Annotated in this window: 18 protein-coding genes, 5 tRNA genes and 4 pseudogenes; 17 read left to right on the top strand and 10 right to left on the bottom strand. The window is 57.2% G+C overall.

Going from position 1 to position 21,569, the window contains the following annotated elements; genetic code table 11:
• The first annotated feature begins 205 nt into the window (after positions 1-205).
• The 4 genes and pseudogenes from MTR72_RS16370 to MTR72_RS16355 all read left to right on the top strand — a co-directional run.
• Positions 206-970, top strand: coding sequence for a hypothetical protein (locus MTR72_RS16370; RefSeq protein WP_341510617.1), 765 nt, complete (start codon positions 206-208; stop codon positions 968-970).
• A 102-nt stretch (positions 971-1,072) separates the two neighbouring features.
• A complete protein-coding gene (locus MTR72_RS16365) occupies positions 1,073-2,443 on the top strand; it encodes a hypothetical protein (protein WP_341510616.1) in 1,371 nt (456 codons plus the stop codon).
• A 73-nt stretch (positions 2,444-2,516) separates the two neighbouring features.
• The gene (locus tag MTR72_RS16360) at positions 2,517-4,760 is read left to right on the top strand and encodes a di-heme-cytochrome C peroxidase (protein ID WP_341510615.1); all 2,244 of its coding nucleotides are present in this window, start codon (positions 2,517-2,519) and stop codon (positions 4,758-4,760) included.
• Positions 4,761-6,969: 2,209 nt separating this feature from the next.
• Positions 6,970-7,597: pseudogene (locus tag MTR72_RS16355) on the top strand (ISL3 family transposase); the annotation flags it as partial.
• Positions 7,598-7,776: 179 nt separating this feature from the next.
• Here the strand turns inward: MTR72_RS16355 and MTR72_RS16350 are convergent.
• Positions 7,777-7,956 (bottom strand): annotated as a pseudogene (locus MTR72_RS16350) (helix-turn-helix domain-containing protein); the annotation flags it as partial.
• 81 nt (positions 7,957-8,037) lie between these two features.
• On the opposite strand from MTR72_RS16350, the gene MTR72_RS16345 reads away from it, so the two are divergent.
• Positions 8,038-8,113 (top strand) — tRNA-Gln (locus MTR72_RS16345).
• 174 nt (positions 8,114-8,287) lie between these two features.
• On the opposite strand, the gene MTR72_RS16340 is transcribed toward MTR72_RS16345, so the two are convergent.
• From MTR72_RS16340 to MTR72_RS16330, 3 genes and pseudogenes are all read right to left on the bottom strand, one after another.
• The gene (locus tag MTR72_RS16340) at positions 8,288-8,893 is read right to left on the bottom strand and encodes a hypothetical protein (protein WP_341510614.1); all 606 of its coding nucleotides are present in this window, start codon (positions 8,891-8,893) and stop codon (positions 8,288-8,290) included.
• Positions 8,890-9,903: a hypothetical protein gene (locus MTR72_RS16335; protein WP_341510613.1), complete on the bottom strand. Its 1,014-nt coding sequence runs from the start codon at positions 9,901-9,903 to the stop codon at positions 8,890-8,892. The genes MTR72_RS16340 and MTR72_RS16335 overlap by 4 nt, the downstream gene beginning before the upstream one ends.
• 214 nt (positions 9,904-10,117) lie before the next feature.
• Positions 10,118-10,574 (bottom strand): annotated as a pseudogene (locus MTR72_RS16330) (transposase); the annotation flags it as partial.
• Between MTR72_RS16330 and MTR72_RS16325 the strand changes: the two are divergent.
• From MTR72_RS16325 to MTR72_RS16300, 6 genes are all read left to right on the top strand, one after another.
• A complete protein-coding gene (locus MTR72_RS16325) occupies positions 10,521-10,892 on the top strand; it encodes a restriction endonuclease (RefSeq protein WP_341510612.1) in 372 nt (123 codons plus the stop codon). The pseudogene MTR72_RS16330 and the gene MTR72_RS16325 overlap by 54 nt on opposite strands.
• A 147-nt stretch (positions 10,893-11,039) precedes the next feature.
• Positions 11,040-11,390 (top strand): hypothetical protein, encoded by a 351-nt coding sequence (locus MTR72_RS16320; protein WP_341510611.1) that lies wholly within the window; start codon positions 11,040-11,042, stop codon positions 11,388-11,390.
• Between the two features lie 23 nt (positions 11,391-11,413).
• On the top strand, positions 11,414-11,698 hold the full coding sequence (locus MTR72_RS16315; RefSeq protein WP_341510610.1) for a hypothetical protein: 285 nt from the start codon (positions 11,414-11,416) through the stop codon (positions 11,696-11,698).
• Positions 11,699-11,744: 46 nt separating this feature from the next.
• Positions 11,745-12,266, top strand: a complete 522-nt coding sequence (locus tag MTR72_RS16310; RefSeq protein ID WP_341510609.1) for a hypothetical protein — start codon at positions 11,745-11,747, stop codon at positions 12,264-12,266.
• Positions 12,267-13,666: 1,400 nt separating this feature from the next.
• A tRNA-Gln gene (locus MTR72_RS16305) sits at positions 13,667-13,744 on the top strand.
• A 7-nt stretch (positions 13,745-13,751) separates the two neighbouring features.
• Positions 13,752-13,826 (top strand) — tRNA-Met (locus tag MTR72_RS16300).
• A 21-nt stretch (positions 13,827-13,847) separates the two neighbouring features.
• Here MTR72_RS16300 and MTR72_RS16295 read toward each other — a convergent pair.
• A complete protein-coding gene (locus tag MTR72_RS16295; RefSeq protein ID WP_341510608.1) occupies positions 13,848-14,717 on the bottom strand; it encodes a hypothetical protein in 870 nt (289 codons plus the stop codon).
• 60 nt (positions 14,718-14,777) lie between these two features.
• Here MTR72_RS16295 and MTR72_RS16290 point away from each other — a divergent pair.
• Positions 14,778-14,854 (top strand) — tRNA-His (locus tag MTR72_RS16290).
• 5 nt (positions 14,855-14,859) lie between these two features.
• Positions 14,860-14,933, top strand: a tRNA-Trp gene (locus tag MTR72_RS16285).
• Here MTR72_RS16285 and MTR72_RS16280 read toward each other — a convergent pair.
• Entirely contained in the window at positions 14,902-15,057 is a 156-nt protein-coding gene (locus tag MTR72_RS16280) for a hypothetical protein (protein ID WP_341510607.1), read from the bottom strand. The genes MTR72_RS16285 and MTR72_RS16280 overlap by 32 nt on opposite strands.
• A 558-nt stretch (positions 15,058-15,615) precedes the next feature.
• Entirely contained in the window at positions 15,616-15,897 is a 282-nt protein-coding gene (locus MTR72_RS16275) for a helix-turn-helix domain-containing protein (RefSeq protein ID WP_341510606.1), read from the bottom strand.
• Between the two features lie 615 nt (positions 15,898-16,512).
• Here MTR72_RS16275 and MTR72_RS16270 point away from each other — a divergent pair.
• The 3 genes from MTR72_RS16270 to MTR72_RS16265 all read left to right on the top strand — a co-directional run bounded on the left by MTR72_RS16270 (position 16,513) and on the right by MTR72_RS16265 (position 17,734).
• Positions 16,513-16,785 carry a DNA -binding domain-containing protein gene (locus MTR72_RS16270; RefSeq protein WP_341510605.1) on the top strand — a complete coding sequence of 91 codons (273 nt, stop codon included), beginning with the start codon at positions 16,513-16,515 and terminating at the stop codon, positions 16,783-16,785.
• A gap of 150 nt (positions 16,786-16,935) precedes the next feature.
• Positions 16,936-17,148 (top strand): transcriptional regulator domain-containing protein, encoded by a 213-nt coding sequence (locus MTR72_RS40460; RefSeq protein ID WP_445819599.1) that lies wholly within the window; start codon positions 16,936-16,938, stop codon positions 17,146-17,148.
• Positions 17,066-17,734 (top strand): DUF2285 domain-containing protein, encoded by a 669-nt coding sequence (locus MTR72_RS16265; protein WP_341510604.1) that lies wholly within the window; start codon positions 17,066-17,068, stop codon positions 17,732-17,734. Before MTR72_RS40460 ends, MTR72_RS16265 begins: the two co-directional genes overlap by 83 nt.
• Before the next feature lie 248 nt (positions 17,735-17,982).
• Here the strand turns inward: MTR72_RS16265 and MTR72_RS16260 are convergent.
• From MTR72_RS16260 to MTR72_RS16250, 3 genes and pseudogenes are all read right to left on the bottom strand, one after another.
• A pseudogene (locus MTR72_RS16260) lies at positions 17,983-18,890 on the bottom strand (LysR family transcriptional regulator).
• 163 nt (positions 18,891-19,053) lie between these two features.
• On the bottom strand, positions 19,054-19,335 hold the full coding sequence (locus MTR72_RS16255) for a helix-turn-helix domain-containing protein (RefSeq protein ID WP_341510603.1): 282 nt from the start codon (positions 19,333-19,335) through the stop codon (positions 19,054-19,056).
• 605 nt (positions 19,336-19,940) lie between these two features.
• On the bottom strand, positions 19,941-20,117 hold the full coding sequence (locus MTR72_RS16250; RefSeq protein WP_341510602.1) for a hypothetical protein: 177 nt from the start codon (positions 20,115-20,117) through the stop codon (positions 19,941-19,943).
• A 339-nt stretch (positions 20,118-20,456) separates the two neighbouring features.
• On the opposite strand from MTR72_RS16250, the gene MTR72_RS16245 reads away from it, so the two are divergent.
• Positions 20,457-21,368, top strand: coding sequence for a DUF1579 family protein (locus tag MTR72_RS16245; RefSeq protein WP_280968837.1), 912 nt, complete (start codon positions 20,457-20,459; stop codon positions 21,366-21,368).
• Positions 21,369-21,569: the final 201 nt, after the last annotated feature.

Genomic DNA, 21,569 nt, shown 5'->3' with positions numbered 1-21,569 from the left:
GCATCCGCCTTTGAAACGCTCAAAGAAGCCAAGCTTGCCCAGGCGGCTTACGCTGACGAGTTAGACAAAGAATACAGGCCCGCTCCAAAGATCAAACCGCAGCCGTTACTTGCCTGCTATGAGAGCAAGTGGCTGCAGGACCGCGGCTATCAGAAATACCAGGATAAAGTTTCTGCGTACGAGCACCAGCTGGCGCAGTCGATCAATGACCATTCGCCGGCCCGTGCCGCCATATCGAAAGAGCTATCTGGCATATTTCCAGGCCGAGCAGGTCAAAGCCTTGCTGCAGGAATGGGACCGCATCGAGGAGACGGATCCGCGGATCCTGGCCTATATCCTCGGGGCAATCTCCTACGACAGCGCCGACTTTACACGCAGCAGCGAAGACTTCTCTTACAGCGCGGTCTCGCAACTGCCGCGCAAATGGCGCGATCGGATAGAAAAGAACAACGCCGATCTAGCGGCCGCGAACAAGCCGCCCGTCGGCCTGGATGCATTGCTCAACCATCCCAAGGAGTTGGCCAACTTTGTTCTTGGTTACGAGGGCAACCCGTTCGGAAACCAGGTGGGAACGGGCGACGGTTGGCTGTTTCGTCCACGAGGAATGTATCAACTGGTGGGACGCGAGCAATATCAGGAAGCGCGGAATCAAATGCAAGAGATCGGAGAACTGGCGGGGCTTGATCTGCTCACGCTTCCCGACGCACTGCGTGATGCGAAGATCTCAGCCAAGGTCGCTTTCGCTCACTTTCGGCTTCATCCCTATCAGAATCGAACGCTGTTTGAGCTACTCAAGGATCCGTCGAAGGACTGGATCGCCGTGCGCGCGTTGCAAACCGACATGGAGCATGGCCCTCCCGATAGGGAGCGTGTCAATGCAAGAAGCCAGATGTTTCTCGGCTGCATTGAAGAGGCGTTACATCCGACGCAACTCAAGACATTGCAGAGCAAATTTTATGGCAGCGAGTAAGCATCCTGATCCCCAGCCGCGCGCCGCGTGCGGGGGTCATGTGGCTGAAAGCGATCTACAACGGACTTTCGATTTTTCAATCTTACAGGGGAATTGCCGACGATGGCAAAAGGTGAAATCCGCCGGTCAAAGCTTGGTCGGCTGTTTACAAGTCTGTCCGCAGCGGGGCTGATCGTCGTCATTGCCTCGGGAGCGGGAATAGCCCGGGCCGAGACGCCATCGAAGCCGCTTTCGGCCAACGACGTGTCCATCCTGTTTCCTCCCCCCAAGACGCCAGCAGACCTCGTCAATCTGATCGCGCTGTCCGATCTCGCCGGCCCCGCTGGGGCTCCACAGCGGCTTTTGTCCGATGAGGATTTTGCGCGTTTTATCGCAAACGCCGAACATCCAGAACGCGAAGGCGTGCCGGACTCGGGCGCGCGCCGCATTCAGCTGCCTGATATCGTGAAAAAGATCGATGCCTGGTTCGTTGCGGGCATCCGGATCGATCCGGGAGCCCCGGGATTATCTGCCGATGTCATCGCCCAGTTTGGCCGGCAACCGCAAATCCGCCTCATCATTCAGCCGGTGACCAATGGCGCCCAAGGATTCAAGGTCCATGACACTGCCGGTCATCTTATCTTCGGTTTCAACCTCGAACCCGATCCACCTCTTGATGGTTGTGCGCCATTCCCGCGATTTAAACCTGACGATCAAGCCTTCAAGGCAATCGTTCGTGACGTTGCATCTTTGCGTGATCAACTTGCGGCGGGAAAGTTCGGCAATGTCAAGGTCTCGACTGCCGGCGACATGAACGTGCACCCGGGCCTTGTCGGTGCATCCGCAAAGCCGTTTCGTGATGCGGTCAAAGCTTTGCTGGAAAAGCATCTCTCGCCGCAGCGCCTCAACACCATGGCTGTCATGGGGATTTCACCGCCCGAACCCTGGGTGTTCGTCTCGATGCTAAGGGTCCCGGAAGCCGGGTTGATACCAGTGCCTGGCCCGACGCTCGATGGCCTTCATGCCGCGCAGATGTTCAGCATCCTCGGCGAGACGCACGTGGTCCCGCGGCCTATCACGAACAACCAAAATCCAATGACGTGTCGCCACGCGGCGCTGCAGAATCCTCCCTTGGCCCTTGCCAATCGTAAGGGTGTTTCGACAGCCGATTTCATCGATGCCAACGTGCCAAATAGCCGCGTACTCGAAATCGTCAATGTCATTGCCGATACGAAGAAGAGTCATTTCTTCAATACGGACTGCGTGAGCTGTCACACCGAAACCGCGCAGCCACTCGCCAGGAAAGTGCAAGGCTTCGCGGTGTCCGGCGTGAACCGAGCCGTTCTACCGAAAGAAGACTGGAATGTTCGCAATTTCGGTTGGTTTCCCTCGTTCTTGCATGGTGGCCCAGAGTCCGCGACCATAACGCGACGCGCGGCAGCCGAGACCGCTGACGTCGTCACCTTCATCAATAGCCAATTGCTGAACAAGTAATAAGCGCCATGTCAGAACTGGGCCGGCGCGCTCGCGCGGCGGCAGGCGCATTTGAGCTTAAGGAGAATTTGGGATGGGGGCAGTTTCGTTCAACTCTTGGGTGGGTGGCGTGGTGAGGCGGTGGCCTCACGTCGTCGCTCTCTTGTTCGCGATTGTGTTCGTCGTGGTGGCGTCAACAGGGATGGCGTATTTCGTACCCGAGAAGCTTCGCGACGCGGCGCTCAAGGTCAAGAATGACGCAAATCTGGTTGCCCAATTGCTGCCCGCGACACTGCCCGCGCCATCGAAGATCGATAGCGCATACTGGCTGCCGCAGAACTGGACTGCGCGGCAGCGTTACTGGTTCCACCACACGTCCCAAGGCACGGCGACTATTCCTGTGCCCTATCGATGGTTCCTGGCTTTAGAACGTCCTGAGTTGTCGGTCCGTTACACGAGCCTGACGGACAACGAGTACCTGCGACGCCTTGGTTTCATCCCAAGTCCGAGCTCAAAGGACTTTGACGCTAGCTCACCTGCGTACGGCTACGAGGATGCCAAGGGCGTTAGCTCCACTTGGACAGCGAGCACGCCTGACAATGCAAATGGCTTGCCTGTAGGTTTCGCGATTCTGAAGGGGGGCGTCGACCCGACAACGGGAGGCTTCTACGAAGATCAGATCGGACTAACCTGCGCCGCCTGTCACACCGGTCATCTCGAGTACAAGAATGTCAGCATTCGCTACGATGGTGGGCCAGCGATGGTCAATCTCGGCGAGGTTGAACGGGTTATTGGACTATCGATCGGCTATGCGCTGATCTTGCCGTGGCGGTTTGAACGCTTCGCCGACCGGCTGGAAAGCATTCAAGGTCGAAGCGTCGACCGCAAGAAGCTTCGAGGTGATCTGGAGCTCGCATTTCAAAAGATCAAGAAGCAAAAGGCCGCAAACGATAGCCTTTTGACGAAGCAGGGCGTGACGGATCTCGACGAGGGTTTCGGTCGACTTGATGCCTTGAATCGGATCGGCAACCAGGTCTTTTACACCAATTTTCTCGACCCTGTGACCGGAGAACTCCCAGATCCGCTCCTCAAGGGCAACTTCGCGCGCAACGACGCTCCTGTGAGTTTTCCGCCAATCTGGGACACGCCGTACTTCCTTTGGGCGCAGTATGACGCCTCTGTTCTCAACGAGCTTGTTCGCAATTCTGGCGAAGCGCTTGGCGTCAGCGCAAAAATCAACATGAGGGCACCCGCGCCGGGACGGCCGCTTTTTGAATCATCCATCCATCTGTCGGATATTGCGGGTTTCGAGGAGCTGTTGCGCGGTACCGATCCCTTTTCGTCGGCGGAGGCAAGCGGCAGGAAATTCGACGGGCTTGTCGCGCCACGATGGAAGGATGCGCAGAACAGGTTTCGAGGCGACCCGGCCTGGGCCATTGACGAAAACCTCGTTGAGAAAGGTCGCGATCTTTATCGCTCGCACTGCTTTGAATGCCACCGAGGGCCCGTCAACGATCCCGCATTCGATGCAAAGTGGCCGGAGGATTCGTTCTGGAAGCCGGAGAACCCAGATCGCTCTGCCAAGGGCGAGAAAAATTGGGTGGAGATCGGCGGGCGCCACTATTTCAACGTCGCTCAGCTACCGGTGAACGTCATCGGCACCGATCGTCAACAATCCAATGTCCTGACGACGCGGCGTGTTCACTTACCCGAGGCACTCGGTCTCAATCCGATCGATGACTTGAACAAAGCCTGGGGGTGTGGCCTTCCGGCCGATAACGCGGCAAATCCCTTGTTTGTGCTCGCCCTGATGGATGTCGTGGGTAAGACGATCGATCAATGGAACCTCGCCAACAACTCTTCCGAAAAAACCAAGCAGCAGATGTGGGGGCCGAGGAAGAACTGCCAAAACCCGCGAGCATACATTGGAGCGCGGGTGCGCCGTAACGGCAAGGACCAAGACGTCCTTGCTCTTGAACCTCAGTACCGGGCGCGTCCGCTGGACGGTGTTTGGGCAACAGCTCCGTATCTGCACAACGGATCGGTACCGACGCTGAAGGACATGTTATTGCCGCAGGGCCGGCGGCCGAGTTCTTTTTGCATTGGTAGCCGCAAATTCGATCCCATTAATGTCGGGCTCGTTGCGAAGGTGCGAGCGAACGACGCCTGCGCGGCCGGCCTGACGGACTTCGACGTATCGCTGCTTGGCAACAGCAATCGCGGGCATTCGTTTGAAGGGCAGGAAACCGATAAATCGAAGCTGCCTCCGGGGGTTATCGGGCCAGAATTGACCGACACCGAACGGCGGGCGCTTCTTGAGTATTTGAAGACGCTGTAAGGAGGCCGTTCACGAGATCGAATAAATCGCCGATCATTGATGAGCGCCGCGAGCGGATCTCTTCAGCCGCGCGGCCCTGCTTGGCATCGAGAAGACCATCAAGTTCGTCGAAACACTTTTTCCGAATGCGTCGGCGATCTTGCCGAGAGATCAAGGTTGATGACACGCAACGTCGTTGTTGTATGATTGGGCAGCCTTATGTAAGGGGGGGACAGAAAGTCATTTCCTTCCGTCGGCGCCACCCATTGCTAATATTCATGTCGTGACATTCGCGCTTGCAGTGGGGTCATTGCACCCCTCCATTGGAGAAGACCTTCTATGCTCGACTCCGAAACAACTGCGTGCCTTCGTCGAGTTCTGGACGAGCTTTGCCAAGGACTGTCTCCTGACGAGACCGGCACCCGGACGCATGTCGCTTCCAAAATTCTAGAAGCAGCCTGGCGAGGTGAGACGTCCGTCGAAGTTCTCCGGCAAGTCGGACAGAAAGCGCTGACCAGCGCTCCTTCGATGTGGCTTCAGCAAGTTCGTCGTCGATCACCCCAAAGTAGCGATGCCGGCAAACCCGCCGATAGCTCAACCAAACAGGATTAAGCACGCCGGTCTCGATCCATGACCAAGATATCGAAACATTCAAGGAGCGCGCCGTCCTGGAAACTGATCCGCTAAGCGCACGAGACGGCATGAGTCGCGCTAAACCGACTAATTCATGGACTGGCCAACCGCTCTTGCGGAGCGGGATCATAATCGCATCCGCCGACCGACAAGTAGCCCGCAACGAAACTGGGCGGCTTGGTTAGCACAGAAGGCGACGAGCGCGAGTGCGAGTAAACCATTCTAGCTGAATAGGACGAAACGGAAGCGCGCCGGAAGCTCAAGGCCAAAAATCAGGCCTGACGATATCGCCTCGACGGGTTAGGGCCATTAAGCGAACTATCACAAACTGTCACAGCGGCCGGAGCAAGTTCCCTTTCACGACAGGCCGCGCTGTGGTGACTTCGAATTGGACCGCGCGTAGCGTGCTGACACCTGCCGAAGACCTTCCGCAGTGCGCCCGAAAAACTCGTCGCGAACAGTGAAGGGCGATACAATGCGGTGCAGCTGACCTGATCAGCGACCCAACCCGGAGTGGGGCGAACGGAAAGGATGAGAAGACCGCGAAACCATCGGCTGCTTGCATCGCAGTCGATAACTTCCTCTAATTTTTTTTCGCATGGCACGCGCTATCCCGCAGCTTTGACGAACAAGTGCGTCAAGACCGTTGCGTTGTTCGTCGCCGTGACGTCCGCGAGCCTTGGAGGCGAGCAAGCGATAGCATTGGCGCTCCTAAGTCGAGTTTGATGTCGCTCAGGGCCCTTCTTCGTGTTTGAGAGCTCCTCGCCCGCGCTGCTCTCGGTCACGACAACGCCGAATGTATTTTTTTGCCTTGTCCGCTTGAAGTGAACGTGTCGGCGCCGGCGCTGATACCATCCCACACAGGCGGCTCTGCGGGCGAGAGCGGCCATAGCCCCTGAAAGCCCGACGCGCGAGCGATCAGCGAGTGGAGCATAGCCTTACGATGGCGATAACCCCTGAGGATGGGACTCCCATCATGCGGTATGTATAAAGTGTTCGTCGTTGGACAGCAGCCGGCCAGTGATTTGCGCTGCAAAGCTCGACTCATCGACGAGCGGGCGGCGAGACGTCGAGCCGAATAAATGTGGCGAGAACGACGTTGAGCTTTGGGACGGCGATCGGCTCGTCGCCGTGTTTCGAGGCGCAACGTTCAATGAAAATCGAACCGACGCTCACCCTGAGTAGAAGGCCTGTCTCGCCGCCAAGCTGAATGTTGGTTTAAGGCAGCGCCAAAGCGCAGGCGCGAGGAACGTTTGTACGTGTGGCAACTCGGCTATACCGGCACCTGGAACTATTCGATCCGACGGCGCGTACGGTAATCCGGGCCCGGTGCAGTGCGCCTCAGTAGCGTAATCTGACCGCGTGGCGAAGCGAGCGGCTCGAGATCAAGATGGAGAGCATTCCCAGCGTCATCAGTAGGACACCAAGCCAAGTTGCCGTCTGGCTCGGCGCCTCGTTACGGGCCTCTGCGATGAGCATAAGCAAGTCGATCGGCATAGTCGAAGGTTCGGACGAAGTCAGAGTATCGTTGGCCGGCACGGCCGCGAGAAGTTGCTCAACATCGACTTGATCTTGGCTCGACACCGAGAGCGTGGGCCGGGGGCTGTGCTCGACGATGATCCGCGGCGAACGCACCGGTGTCTTCCGGATCGGGCAAAGTTCGTTGGATCTGCATTTGCCATGGCTCGATGATCAGTGGGCGTCCGGCTGTCGCAACGGGGCGGACCGTTGGCGTCGCTTAGCAGCGCGTGGCTTCAGCGGCTCGCTCCGCCTCGTCAGCGAGTGGGCGACCCGCAGACGACGGGCCGAAAAGGCCGATGCACAAAACCTACAGCTGATTCCGTCGGCTAGAACAATCGCGCGCCTCATGACAATCGGGCGGGACCTGCTCACGAAAGCAAAGACCGTCACGATCGCGGCGATCGAAGCTGGCGTACCAACCCCTGGTCGAGGCACGCGAGATCATCGCTGAATTCCCCCTGATGATCCGACGCAAGACCGAAGCGGGCCTCATCCCATGGATCGAGTGCGCCCGCGCTAGTCTCGTCGCCTCATTCGCCAGCGGGGTCGCGAAAGATAAAGGAGCGGTTCGAGCAGCAATCACTTTGCCCTGGTCCAATTGACAGACTGAAGGCCAGATCACTCGCCTCAAGCTCGTCCGACGTCAAATGTACGGTCGCGGGAAAATAGATTTGCTTCAAGCCAGATTGATCGACGCGGAATAGGCGGCGCTGCACCAAACTTGCGTCAGAGCGAATATTGCAGGCCGAATGACAAACTGGGAAGACGCGGTGCGCGCGGTCGTGAAGGGGACGCACGTCATGGTCGCTGAATACGACCAGGTGGTGCGGAGCCCAACGACTACGATGCGGCTGCCGTCGGTGATCGCGCTGCGCAATTACGTGCGGCCGCTGGTGCGGGTCAGCGCCTCAAGCCCGTGCTCCTTGTAACGGTCAAAGATCTTGTAGCCGGTCTTGCGCGAAATGCCGAAATCCCGGCACACATCCGTCATCGCCTCCCCGTCCAAGAGCCGAGCGACAAAGCGCAGACGCTCTTCCATCACCGAACTCGCTTTCCACGGCATCGACACCTCCCGCGGAACAAAAGCGGAAAGTGTAACCCATGTGTCCGGTACGTTCTGTCACCTATGTCTCGGGCCGCTCAACGCCTCTTAGCTCGGTTGGAAGAGCGTTCGACTCTGACTCGAGAGGTCCGCGGTTCGAGGTCGCGAGAGGCAGCCAGTTCCCGGTGGCGAAACATGAACGCGGCCGTCTGTAAAACGGCTATGAGCGGGGGGAAGCACCCGTCCGGGAATCCTATTCGCGCGCGTGGTCCCATGGAGGGGCAGCAGTGTTCTAAATCGCCCGATGCAGGTTCGAGTCCTGTCGAGCGCGCCATGCTAATCTCCACCTCGGTCAAATCACTTTGATTTTGTTGACTTTGTCGAACAAGAAAGTGATCGCGTAGATCGTCAACGTGACGTAGTGAAACACGAAGAAGAATGACACGAAGAGAACCGCGTTGTAGGCGAAGGTGAAATGACCTGCGCCGGTAAGCGCGTTCGATAGATCAATACCCGCGGCGAACATATAGACCAGAACGTACGCAATCCCCAAGGAACAGAGGTAGCCGAACAACAGGCTCGCATACTGCCGAAGCGTCACCTGATGATAGAAATAATCATTATCAGCGTTGCTCCACAGGCGCAGTTGCGCCTCCGAGCCAGGAAGCTTTTCGTTCAGTCCAGTTGATTGGTATGTCGACAGAGCGGCGAGCGCCGCCAGATGGAAGGGGACGACGAACACCATGACCTGGAAAACGCTTGCCGAGAAATTCTTCAGAAAAGACGGCGCAAAGATGCTTGGGAAAGCGAGGTAAATCGCGAACACGCCAATGGCGGCTGTTCCCGGTAAAACGAATTCATAGACTCGCTTTGATTGAAAAAATCCACGATTGCCTGTGATGGCAATGAACTTGAAACAAGACAATAACTCTCGGAACCACCAGAACATCTGTGTCATTTCCAATGCTCAGGAGTCTGAAGGCACTTAGTCGCAAAGAGTTTGGTTGGGAGGTGGAAGGCACTATAGCACTCAGCTTCCTCCCCGTCATGTTCGGGCATAGTGACAATCTTGCAGTAGCGCATGTCGGCGTCGTCGAGATTCGCGATGTCGATCGTGGCTGTTGATACGCTTTCCAAATGATGGCCGCTGTCATCCACGAGTTCGACATTCAAGGACTCGAAAGAGATCACACTCAACGTCTGACGCACGTGATCGACGAGCCGCTTGACCTTCGAAAAATCACGAGTTGGAGCAATTCGGGCCTGCAACTGTACGTCGAGCCGCTGGACGGATGGCTCGTCGGCCTCGCCTCGAAATTTTGTTGAGCCCCGCGTGAGCTTGAATCCCCCAATACGCCCCTCCTCAAGGTCTTTCTTCAAATTGCCGTTCATCTGAGGGTGGAATCTGACTGTCGGCCGGTATGACACTGTTTCCGGCTTGTCAGCTTTGCGCCTTCTTTTCTTTTCGGCGACAAAGCGATCTGGATAATCCTCGCTGAAGCGCAGCAACAGCAAGGTAAGAAAGTCCTTTGCCAAAGTGCGGCCGATCCCACGGGTTTGTTGCATTACCATCCGGAAGCGACCCTGGTCGGCACCCGCGGCAATCTCCTGTTTGGAAATGATCAGATGACAGGATGCCCCTGGCACGTAACCGGGATCGTCCGGCTTCGACTGCTTCACCGTCCGGGACCGCGGGTTTACAAAGGCAGGGATAGCTCGTTTGGGATCTCCACGCACCAACAGAAGCGAGAGAGACTGAGAGGTATCCTCTAAATCGGCGATATAGATCGCATTTGTCGGATCGACCATCGAGTTCGCACTGAGAGCCGATCCAACTACGTACGCAATTGCGCTATCGTCTGCGTAATATTTCTTGCAGGCTTCAAACAATACGGTTCCCGGCACGACCGCATCCACAGCTGGATAGCGGCCCATCGCCATCTTCATCAAAACGACTTGCCCCGACATTTCTCACCCACCCCTTGGTGCAGTTATAGCACACCACAACCAAGCCGGCAGGCAAGCGAAAGTCTAGGAACATCATCCATTTACCCCCAAAAAGTGGACCACGTGCTGAAAAGCCTCTTCAAGGCGCTTGGCGCCGTCTCGCTACCCGCCCTACTGCAAACGACTGAAATAACCGGAAAAAAGACTCCACTAGGAAGCGCCATTCGGCCGTGCTCAGGCGACCAATGGCGGAGGCCGACAACCCGGCAGCATCCTTGCCGAGCAGCGCAGCCAGCGCCTCCGAGAAGTCGCCAGTCGAGACACCCTTCAGGTAAAGGATCGGCAGCAGCGTCTCGATCGACTTCGAACGGCGCATGTAGGGTGGCAGTATCGACGGAGAGAACCGGATGCGGTCGGGATCGGTGGCGTCCGCCTCGCGATCACGCACACGTGGCTGGCGGACAGCGACCGGACCGACACCGGTCATCACCTCGCGTTCCGGCAGGTGACCGTGGCGGACGACGCGCTGGTGGCCGTCCGCGGTCTTCAAATCGGCATGCTTGCCGAGAAAGTCCTCGACCTCGGCCTCGACCGCCTGGGCCAGAAGGGCACGTGCCGTTGCGCAAGACTTCTGTGAGTTGATCGGCGACGTTTCCTGGCAGAATCAGCTTGATGATGTTATCTTTGGACACGGCATATCGCTCCTTCGGTGGAGAAGTGGAGGCGTCAAGAACCCCCACGATATGCCGCTTTCCGATTCCCTCCGTCACCAACTTTCGGCGATAGCTCAGCGCTATTCCAACACTGTCGATGTGGCTGCCGTTCGAGAACTTTACGGCACAGTTCTGAACGAAGGTGCGAACAGAGGCATCCTCGTGACGACAAGCCATTTCGGGAGAGATGCACACGAGTGGGCAGCCAAGAAGCCGTTAACGTTGATCGACGGCCCAAACCTTTTGGCTCTTTTGACCAAGCACGGCTACAACTTCAAAATCGAACCTGCTGCATGACCACGTTGGCCCAGCTTGGCCGCTGTTAACCACACTTGATTTTACGAGGGCCAAATCGCTCCAAGAGGGGATGCCGTCGACGCCAACGCGATTACTTCACGACCAGCGAAACAGTAACAAGGACGCGCAGAACAAAGGGGCATCACCATGCAGGATGATGAAGAAGACCTCGTTTTGACTCACCATGATCAGAAGCTTTATGACGTAAAGATTGAACACATTGCCTCGGACAAATGGGGTCGGACTGCGCACCTAGCGGAGCCCTTTGGGTCGAAGATGGGCGTCTTCCGCTACGACGACCTTCTTCAAAAGGGGCGCGCTGAAAATCAGGGGTGTACAGTCTACAAAAAGGATTTCTGGCATTCCCACGGCTCCGCAGACATTGAGAAGTACAGGAAGCAGTACTCGAAGAAGCAGTACTCGAAGAAGCAGTACTCTCACAGGAACCCGTTTGCGATGGAAAGCGACACCAGTGAGGTTGATCATCTCGTCGGCTAAGGCTCCCAGAGGCCGGAGAGTTGGTGAAATCGCAGATAGAGCAGGCCTTTAGGATTAGTGCTCGCAACGCACATCCTGACAGCGGTGGTTCGCACGAGGATTTTCAGAGACTAGTGGCCGCCAAGGAAGCGCTGCTCAGGAACCGGGTGCGTGCATTCGGCTCGTATGCTACTGACGCGCCCGAAGTGGGCGACATCGACTTGGCGGTTGATTGGGAGCAACGCCATCCCGATAAGGACATCATTGAGCAGTTGTTGGCCCGTGCCGACGCCTCTGGAAGAGCCTCAAGACCTACATGGCTCGTTTGAACTACGGCGAAGTGGAGGTCGAGAGGCTGCTGAAGCCGAACGCGTTTTGGAGGACGTTCGCAGGGTCGCTGCGGAGCAAGGGGTTGGCTTTCAGGCGGCGTACTTCAAATCTGAAGCGGACAAGCACGACATAGCAGCAGGTAGGTGGCGCTTCTGGACCATGTTGGCTGCGGCTTTAGTGGCTTTGATCGCGGGGGCATCCTTATTCGTTTCAAAGATCGATTTGCTGAAGCCGCAGGATGCGTATGAAGCGATTCAGCTGCTCGCGGCAAAGCTCGTCATATTCACCACCGCTGGCTATCTTTTGATGCTTTGCGCGCGAAATTCGCTTGCCCACACGCATAATGGTATCGTGAACCGGCACCGACAAAACGCGCTTCTAACCTTTCAAGCCTTGGTGGATGCCGCGAAGGGCGAAGACAAAAAGGATATCGTGCTTACTCACGCTGCCGCTTGCATGTTCGCCCCGCAAGAAACTGGATTCACGAAGCACCAAACGGAAAGTGGAGCCAACATCGTTCAAATGCTCGGCAAGCTGCCGTCAGATAAAGCCGCTCGTGGGGTCTGAAGCCCGAACCATCGTCCAGCTGCTCGTGGGCACCACCACGGGTTCAGTTCGTCCTGAAAAGCAAGCGCCGCTGACGATCATCGGTTGCGTCTACACTCCAATCTCTTCGGAATTCCGAACATATTTGTTTCCTTTGGGTTTTGAAACGGCCCGCGAGTTCAATATCCCACAAGCCGCGCGGGATGCTCTCGCGTTTGTGTTCAATGGCCGGTTACAGGCTGCAAGGCAAAATGCGGCGAGCACTAGATGCTAAGTTCGGGACCGCTCCTACCGTGGTTGCCATTACCAAAATGCTTGCTGATTTGCCTGGCAAGCTTGGGACCACTGAGGAGCGGGAGTTTCTGACGCAAGCCCTCACGTGCTATCGGGCGGCTGCTTACAGGTCTTGCGATTGTGGATGACCTGGAACCTTGCTTTCGACCATTTAGTCCGATCGGTCGTGCAAGACGGCGGCAGGCTCGCTGCCTTTAACAATGCCATTGCCGCGAAATTTCCAAAGCGCGGTGGCTACCAAGTTACCACACAAGTGGAAAGCTTCGAGGAGTTTACGGAGGCAAAGGCGTGCTCACTGCAACACTCGTACTCAAAAGGATTACTCTAGTTTGGGTGTTCGCGGCAACAAATACAACTGATATGATGTTCAAATAGATTAGGAGGATGACGGATGCAAAAGATTGTCTTCCTGGCGTTGGCTATAGTGATTAGCACATCAGCAAGTGCTCAGATCGTCTCAAATTGCAATCCCTTAGCGCCCGGCGTGTCGTGCCCAGTAGGAACGAAATTTAAACAGCCAAGAAAAGTTCATCCGTATACCTGCATCGGCATTCAGGGATGTAATCCTGCCTGCGCAAGTTGTTACGCCGGAAACTGCTATTGCAGCACATGCTGCGTTTCGATTCGCTAAGGCGTGTACCAATAAGGGGGTACTATTCGCCTTCTCTGCGGCGCGATAACACTGGCGCATCTGAGGCTAGCTGCCGATGGAGCGACGGGTCTTCATTTTTGCACTTGCGATGCTCGCACCAGCGACGCGCGGCGCTTTTGCGCAGCAGTGGGCTGACAAAAGAAAATTGCGTCCGGCTACCTGTAAGCCAACGAATTCGTGCGCCTGCAATCCTCAAAGTCAGTGCTATTATGCGCCCGGCTGTGAAGGTCAAAAGAAGTGTGGCGTTGCTGTTCCTCCGGGCGGTTGCATAGTTTGCAAATGTGGTCGCCTTTGCGTCGATTGAAATAACCACGTCGAATCGGTTACTCGGAGCCTCCGTAGCTATCGAGGCGTGCGCAAGTCGTTGCGGTGGTAGCGGTGCGTGGTAGCAATGTCCCCGCAGTCAAGCTGATTTGCTCTTGTTTTTCAGTGCCTTCCTGCGGCGCCCTTCGTCTCCCGTAGGGAGCGCCAAGACGGGCGCTAGCCAAGTCCAGTCAAGGCACCGGGTTTTGATCCCGGCATTCCCCTGGTTCGAATCCAGGCGCGCTCTCCAGTTTTATCGTAGGCCTTCGGTAGGGTAGGGGCTGCTCCTCATAAGGGCGGGTAGGCTGGTTCGACCCCAGCGCCTGCGACCAACCGAAACGGCAGCGAGCATGTCACGGCTTCGCGCCTACCGTGATGTACAGGGTGTTCGGCTGAAAACCAGCAGAAGTAGTGTTCTGCTGGGACTGTTTGATGGTGATGATCTCCGCCTTCAGTCCGACCAAACTGAGAGCGGCGAGCAATTCGGCAGATAGGTCTGCGGGAATTGCAGTGCCTTCGAAAGTGGCGAGCGCAAGTCCCTTGTTCGACATAGTCCAATCGTTCTGCCGGACCGGAGTCCAGTTAGCGCGTGAAAATGATTGCGCAAGGTCATCAGCAAAGTCGGTGCTCTCGGGGTCGAAGAGCCGGGAAACGATCCCAATTGGCAGGTGCACCATCTTCGAAAGAGCATCTGCTAGTTTGGTCAGATTCTCGCCCGTGAGGCGACGCGGCGCAACTTTGGCCTCCAATGCGAGATTTGCGGCCTTCAGCGCTGCGGCCTGCTTCTCGAGCTCCGCTGCTCTGAGCAGTGCGCTTCCCGCCGACTTCCCGGCTTCGATGCCTTCCTTCTTCGCATCCGCAACTTTGCCCTCGACCGTCAGCTTGTAAGCCTCGTACTCCGTCTTCGTCTGCGCGTTCTCGTGTCTGGTCAGGATGACTACGCACGCTGTCGCGACTGCGACAGCGATAGCAACGAGGCCCGCCGCAAAGAGCGTAACCACCATGATTTGTTCCCAACCATGCAAGTCAAATCCGGCGATCACGCGGCTCACTCTCTTCGGCTGGAGTCCAGAATGGTATTTGGTGCTGCCCATGACGGTCATATAGCAGGCTGCATCGTCGATTGGGGAAGGATCTTGTTTGTTTTCTCCGGCTTTTCTGGCAGACGCCTGAGCTTCTACCGGCGTGAGCTGGAATGCACATTCAACCGAGCCGCTCTTCAAACCCACTGGCCGGCCGGGCAAGTTTGTCGTCGGCCACGCAATCCTCAATGGAGGACATCCCCCTGCGGTAGCTTAGAGGCCTAAAGCAATCGGCTGTGGACCGGTGATCGTCAGTTCAAATCTGGCCCCAGGGACCAATCACGGGAGTGTCGTCTAGTGGTAAGACCCCGGCTTCCAACACCGGTTATGTCGGCTCGATTCCGGCCGCTCCTGCCAATTCCTCGTCTGTCATGGCTCCGACGCGGCCGACCTCGCCGATGAATCTGAGCATGAACTCGTCGGCGTGCGAGCCGTCGCGATCGGGGCCGGCGCCGATTATCCCCGGCTTGTTCCGGTCCACCAACTCTGCCGGTTCTCTTCGTACCAGCGGTGAACCAGGTCCGCTTGCATGTCGCCGCGTGTCGCCATGGTCGCTCGACGCACCCATTAGGCGAGCTGCGCGGCTGGCTGGAGGCTGTCGCGCTCAAAGCGGGCGAAGCTCAAAGAAACTTTGCGGCAAGCCCAAGCCAGCACTGTGGACGACCGCAATGATGTAGTTGGCCGTTCTTGAGGAGCGAACGTGTTCAGCCTGGACCTTAATCCGATCGAGATAACATGGCCTGCCGGATAGGCGATCGGCCGATCGGCCTTGCGATCGAAGGCATAGATATGGAGGGGCGCTCCACGGCCGGTCGTCCGCCCCAGAGCTGAACAGTCTTGCTGCATCCTCGTAGGGATCGAGCACCGGCATCGTCTTGCCACCGATCAGCTTTGACCGTTGACTGCGCTTGCCGAGGAGGCGCTCAAGCACCGACACGGATGGAAGGCTGCTTGTCCCCCGTAATGCGCCAACCTCGAATGATCGAGCTCGATGGCCTGGCATCCGAAAATCTGCGCCTGCCGATAGAGCGGCAGGCGACTACGTCCTGCTCCGACACGGGCGTGCCGGCTTGCGTCCTCTAGGCATTGGCTTGGGAGGCATCGCACCCTTGGCCGGCTCAGCGAACAATTCGGACAAGTGAATACCCAAAATCGCGGCTATACGGTCCAGCAGATCAATGGTCGGGTTCTCTTTCGTCCGCTCAAGGCGCCCCATATATGAGCGGTCGATTCCGGCGTCATAGACCAATTGCTCTTGCGGAATGCCGCGCTCTACGCGGACCCGGCGCACATTCCAGGCCACAAGCGCACGAGGGTTCATGCGCAAAACGCAGCCATTCCGATGATTATGAAACCACTGGTTATAGCCGGACTATTACGATAAGCTCGCGCGAAAAGCAGTGGCTGTACTTCGCTAATTGCTTCAAGGAAGCACGTCACGGTGAGATGTCGACGTAACGTTTGTCGTCTTCGAATGTGTCGACCATCACAAGCGTTCTCCCGAGGAGATGGCTTGGCACTGGCGTGAGAGCAGTAGTGGCCGCTCAGAGGTACTACGAGCGTTTTCCGGGCATCGCGACCAGATAGGACAAACGTTCAACTGGAGCTCGAAAGAGAAACGAAACTTCTCAGTTGGCTGGGTCTAGCCAGGGCCTTCCACTAGCGCGAGCGGGCCCGGTCACCACGGGCACCCGTCCGGAAAGAGCAAGAACACCGTAGTTTCAGGGCAAATCCGCCATCAGTTCCCTATGACGGGCACAAAAGAGGAAAGCCACAGGATGGATCCACCAGGTCATTGTGAGCCAATCTGCGACCGCGCTGTTGGCGCGAAAGGGAGCTTGGCGCTGCGGCGATTCGGGTGGTACCAAACTGCTCACGATGTGGTTATCGTTGCTCGGATTCAGTAAATTTTTCAGCTTGGTAGGAGTTTCAGCTAGTGCCGGCCGAGCCGAAGATCGCAGAATTGGCGCCCAGCGTGCACGAGCTTACGTCATACGACGAGGAGCACGCCGTCACTTACATGCGACTTCTCGATGCCGAGGCTGACAAGGCAGATTGGCGCGAAATCGCGCGCATTGTGCTTGGACTTGACCCGACCGTTGAGCCGGATCGTGCGCGACGCACGTTCGAAAGCCATCTGGCTCGGGCCAAGTGGCTAGCGGGCCACGGCTATCGTGAGCTGCTGCGCGCCGGTTGGCCAAAGCAATGAATACGGCGGATGTCGGGGTCCGCAAAATATCCGGGCAATCGAAAAACTTGATCATTTCATCGATTAAGTGCGCCGTAAGGCGCGCACGCGCTAGGCTCGTAACCGGAAAGGGCCACAATCATCGGCTGCACTCCCGCCCGTGTGAAGATCATGCGGGGAAATTGTTCGATGCCGGATACCGACTGGAGATCTGAGGAAGCATACAGCGGCCTCAAGAAGGCAGAAGCTGCTGACCTTGCCTGGGAGTGGCTGCGCCGGGATCGCAAGTATCAAGAGGATTATGGGCGGTTATCCCGCCGCGAAAGTTCAAACCCAGCGCCGGACCAGTTCCGACGGAAGTGGGGGCTCTCGTTTTCCAGCTGATCCGCAAAAGACTTTCGACAAGCAAGCAGTCTTCTGGGCACCCGAGGTGCTGTCGACCGTACTCTCTGTGCGAGCGGCCGACGGTATGGCGCCCAAAAGCTGCCAGCTCGATTTCGCCAATCTGCCGGGCAGCGATCTTCGTCGCGCGCCCGACGGATGGCATGCGATCGTGCCGCTTGGCGGCAAGCAGCATCGCCTTTGGCTAAGCGAGCTTCCGGAGAGCGGATCTGCTGTCATCGTCGATCTGCCGCTTGATGCGAATTTCGAGCTTCGCTTGGCGGCCGCACGCCAACTATGGCTCGCCCTTGAGCGACGGCCGCTTGGAATGCCTCCTCTTGCTTTACCGGCTTTGAAGCAGCGCCGGCTGATCCTTGCGCTGCGCGCACTGGATGGATGGCAGGCGGGAAATAGCTATCGCCAAATCGCGCAAGGCCTGTTTGGAAGTCATCGTATTGCCGAGCGCGCCTGGAAAACAGACGATTTGCGCAGCCGAACCATTCGGCTTGTTAAGCTGGGGCGGCGCCTCATGCGCCTTGGCTGCCGCGCATTGCTCCACAAGGGTAGACGCAAGAATGACAGTTCATGAGCGGAGGACCATTGGCATACCCCCGTTGTGAGCCGCCTATTCTTCTACTGGTGCGATTGCGGACAGGATAAAATCTTTGCGTTCCGAATTCACTCTTTGGCCTCGGGACTGCTGCAACGGAAGAGGCGCTATCTGCGTAAGAGCTTGACGGCTCTTCTTGGATGGTTTTCTCAAATTGAGTTCTCGACTTGAATAGCGGGCAGTGCATCGAATTCCGCGGTACCGGATTGAGGGGCGTCTGCTAGGCATTATGCAGCCTGCGCAGGTGCTGCCTTCTTGCAAAGACGAGCCAGCCATCGGCAAAAAGAACGAGCGATCTCGGGATTCGCGCTGCGATCCACGGCATAGGCGCGATATTGCATGCCACTTTGAGCGCGGGAGCCGGGGACGATTTGCAAAGCGCCCCCTCGCACCAGATCACTGACGATGATTTCTGGTGCGACCAGAAGGCATGTTCCTGTCATAACTGCCGGCAGAGCAAGATAGTTGTGATCGTAACGCGCGCCCGCTTGTATGTCGTTTGAGGACAGATTCATGGCCCTCAGCCACGTCGGCAGAATGTCCGGACGAGATGTGATGTTAAGTATCGGCATCGATCGGACGATTGAGAGCTCTCTGCCGACGACCAGACTTGGTGGCCCCACGCATACCAGCTCCTCATTGTAGATTTCCCAGCTATCGGCAGGTTCGATGACCGAAAGATCGCGTGTAATCAATATGTCGAAGTCATCCGAAGATGTCGGCGGCGATAGCGAGCTGACGACGTCCACGATGACGCCGCCCGCTTCAGAAGAAAACGCCTGCAGATTTGGAATCAGAAGAGAGAAGCAAAGGTCGATAATGATGTGCGGACGACAATCCGATTGCCTCCTGCGCCCGCACGACGTCGCATTCTCTTCGCGGTGAAGCCGACCGTCTCGAGCGGTTCAGACACCGCGTTTGCGAATAACCTCCCGAACTCGGTCAAATCACTGCGCCGCCCACGCCGCTCGATGAGGTCAGCACCCAGATAGTCCCGCAGTACGGACAAATAGCGGCTGACTGAGCTCTGTGTTGTTCCCAAAGTGGTGGCGGCGCGCGTGACGCTGCCTTCGCGGGCGACGGTCACAAAAGCGCGGATGGCGTTTAAAGGAACTTCGTCGTCTTGAGCCGCCATTGTCTGCTCCGGCGCCAGAGTGAACATCCATCACATTACTCGATGTCCATAGGGGGATTCCCGCGTATAAAGGGTTGGCTGTGCATAAAATCCACATGGAGCGATTGATGCTGGTCCAGTACCGCAGAAGATCTGCGTCAACAGCTCGGTGCTGTAACGGGGGCTATGTCCTTTTGCGGCGTGCCGACCTCGGCTTGCGACCTTTAGGTAAGGTCGCGGGCGGCGGCGCACCCTTGGACGGCCGAACAAACAGCTCCGAGACAGGAACGCCGAGCGTCTCGGCCTGGCGATCGAGAAGATCGATTGTCGGGTTTGCCTGTTGGCGCTCAAGTCCGCTCATGTAGGAGCGGTCAACACCTGCATCGTAGGCCAATTTCTCTTGCGGAATACCGCGCTCGACGCGGATCCGGCGCACATTGTAAGCCACAAGCGCACGAGCTCTCATGCGCGGAAGCAGCCATTTCGATGGTCATCAAAACACTGGCTATAACCGACATAAAAGCGTCACAAAATCGGAAGTTCTCGATCGAACTGTTCGATGCGTGTCACCGAGTCATTCCCCGACGCTACTGGGCGGGCCCCACAAGCGCGGGTATACCGAATGTCTATCAATTTGCGGCGGGGCATGTTTTCCGGGCGCTGGCCGGAGCTCAGCCGTTCCGCTGCCCAATTGGGCGAAGAACCTCGAGGCGAGCAAAGCCGCCGACTGAGAAGGAGACGATGGTCCTGTTCAACAAAATCGAGTTGCAGCCCCGATGAACGAACCGGCCCAAACTTTGAGATCGCAGCGACAGCCGTTCGGGAAACGTTAGAGGGGTTTTCAGCCCTGCATCAGCGGGAACGCGCGTTTCAGCTGCCTTAGTCTCGTCCATTCTCTGAGGCCGAAGATCACCTGTACCGGTATAATATCTTTGTGGACGTTCTGGACGCTCCGATTAGCAATGATGCGGCGGAACGTGTGTCCCCTACCGGATCATGGTGCCCGCCTTCTTGTGGCCGCTCAGAGAGCGCAGTTGGGCTTCCGTCAGACCAGCATTGGCGCGCTCGACGTTACCGCCGTGCCGGATGCCCAATAAACTTCACGTTCTCGTCGATGCCCGCGAGCTGTCTGATTTTCGCGATGCTATGACGAAAGTAATCCGCCTTCCACGGAAGATGAACTTTGCGGGTTCGATCGAGTGTTTCGCGCGTCACGATGAGCGTGCCCAAGCGTGGAGTGTTGTCCATTCCCCAATCGGCTGTGCCAATCCATGCCCGCAAATGGCAAGCGTACTCTCAGCAAACGACTGAAGAGCACACAAGGCTTGCCGCGCTGCAGCAGCATTCTGTGCTCGCTCGCCTGTCTTTTTGTCCTGGACGATGAATTTTTTATTGTCTCGTTGATTCGGGTGGCCGATGGTGTAAGATACAACCTGTTGATGCACGTATTACTGATTGTTTTCTAGAGCGCCTACTATCCTGAGCTAAAGCGCTATTTTCCGCTGTGCGCCGAGGAAGCGGGAGCGGTTTGACAAAAGGGTTCGCGGTTCAAGACCTAAAACTGCATCGTCATCAGGGAGAAGTAGAATGACCGGGAGCGAAGGAGCGCCGGCTGCGATGCCGCGCGCAACGGTGTCTGCTGAACATCGGGCCATAACGGAGTTCCAGGGCGACTGGAACGTCACGCAGAAGCAGTGGATCGGGGCGAAGGGTGATACGCCGATCGTGAACTCTGGGACTTGCGTATCTCGTGTCTTAATGGATGGACTTGCGGTCATCCTTACGCTTGAGCTGCACGGGCCCACAGGGGATTTTCAAGGCGCTGGTCTGTTTACATGGAATCTGAGCAAGCGTCGTTACGAATCCGCCTGGATTGATAATCTCAGTCACGATGGTCTCATGAGCATGCATGGCCAACCCACGCGCTCAGTCAATGCGGCCATTGTGGATGCAGCCGGCCGACCTTCCATAACCGAGCGTGTTTGGCAGTCGCAGCCCGCCGACGTCAGCTTCTTGGGGCCCGCAGGGAGCTCGCTCGCTGCAGCGAAATCCACAAGCGAGCAGCAAGCAGCCGGCATTCCTCTCAGTTTGAAGGAGAACCGCATTTCGAACGATGAGTGGATACTGACGTTTTCAGCCAACGTGAACGGGAAAGAGACTGTCGTAATGGAGAACCATTACACCCGTGCCGGGCCCCGCGGCCCATCGATACATGACACGGCTGCTTCAGCTTTTGTACCGCAAGCAAGCCTTGGTGGGGCAAGCCAAGCGGCAATGTCGCATCCCGCCGCACTATCGCATCCGGCTGCCATATCGCACCCTGCTGCACTGTCGCATCCTGGAGCGCTATCGCACACGGCTGCATTCTCGCATCCGGCGGCACTGTCTCATCCTGGAGCGTTGTCACACCCGGCTGCATTGTCGCATCCGGGTGCGCTATCCCACCCAGGCGCGTTGTCGCATCCGCCAGCCTTATCGCATCCAGGTAGCGTGAGATAACGTCGCGTGAGCAGACATGACAGCCCAATCGCCAGCAGCGTGGTTGGACGACACTGTCTTCCGACCACGAAGGGAGACAAGCGGACGGGTTGAGATTAGACTCAAGTCTAGACTGGTCTCCTCTCTATCGGATCATAGCGGTCAGCCGCATGACGCCGCTGTCCTAGCAGCGGCCGCTTTGATGATGTGCCGGTATGGCAT

Origin of the sequence: Bradyrhizobium sp. ISRA442, from assembly GCF_038085055.1 — a bacterium.
In the GTDB taxonomy this organism is placed as follows: Bacteria; Pseudomonadota; Alphaproteobacteria; order Rhizobiales; family Xanthobacteraceae; genus Bradyrhizobium.
Note: the sequence above shows the minus strand (reverse complement) of the source record. Positions and strands in the feature narration are given on the sequence as shown.

Excerpts from the sequence above, each read along its gene's own strand:
- MTR72_RS16250 (WP_341510602.1), bottom strand. The coding sequence starts at position 20,117 with ATGGACAACACTCCACGCTTGGGCACGCTCATCGTGACGCGCGAAACA.
- MTR72_RS16245 (WP_280968837.1), top strand. The coding sequence starts at position 20,457 with ATGACCGGGAGCGAAGGAGCGCCGGCTGCGATGCCGCGCGCAACGGTG.
- MTR72_RS16340 (WP_341510614.1), bottom strand. The coding sequence starts at position 8,893 with ATGACACAGATGTTCTGGTGGTTCCGAGAGTTATTGTCTTGTTTCAAG.
- MTR72_RS16365 (WP_341510616.1), top strand. The coding sequence starts at position 1,073 with ATGGCAAAAGGTGAAATCCGCCGGTCAAAGCTTGGTCGGCTGTTTACA.
- MTR72_RS16255 (WP_341510603.1), bottom strand. The coding sequence starts at position 19,335 with ATGAGAGCTCGTGCGCTTGTGGCTTACAATGTGCGCCGGATCCGCGTC.
- MTR72_RS16360 (WP_341510615.1), top strand. The coding sequence starts at position 2,517 with ATGGGGGCAGTTTCGTTCAACTCTTGGGTGGGTGGCGTGGTGAGGCGG.
- MTR72_RS40460 (WP_445819599.1), top strand. The coding sequence starts at position 16,936 with ATGCGGGGAAATTGTTCGATGCCGGATACCGACTGGAGATCTGAGGAA.
- MTR72_RS16265 (WP_341510604.1), top strand. The coding sequence starts at position 17,066 with ATGGGCGGTTATCCCGCCGCGAAAGTTCAAACCCAGCGCCGGACCAGT.
- MTR72_RS16275 (WP_341510606.1), bottom strand. The coding sequence starts at position 15,897 with ATGAACCCTCGTGCGCTTGTGGCCTGGAATGTGCGCCGGGTCCGCGTA.
- MTR72_RS16370 (WP_341510617.1), top strand. The coding sequence starts at position 206 with ATGACCATTCGCCGGCCCGTGCCGCCATATCGAAAGAGCTATCTGGCA.
- MTR72_RS16320 (WP_341510611.1), top strand. The coding sequence starts at position 11,040 with ATGCAGGATGATGAAGAAGACCTCGTTTTGACTCACCATGATCAGAAG.
- MTR72_RS16335 (WP_341510613.1), bottom strand. The coding sequence starts at position 9,903 with ATGTCGGGGCAAGTCGTTTTGATGAAGATGGCGATGGGCCGCTATCCA.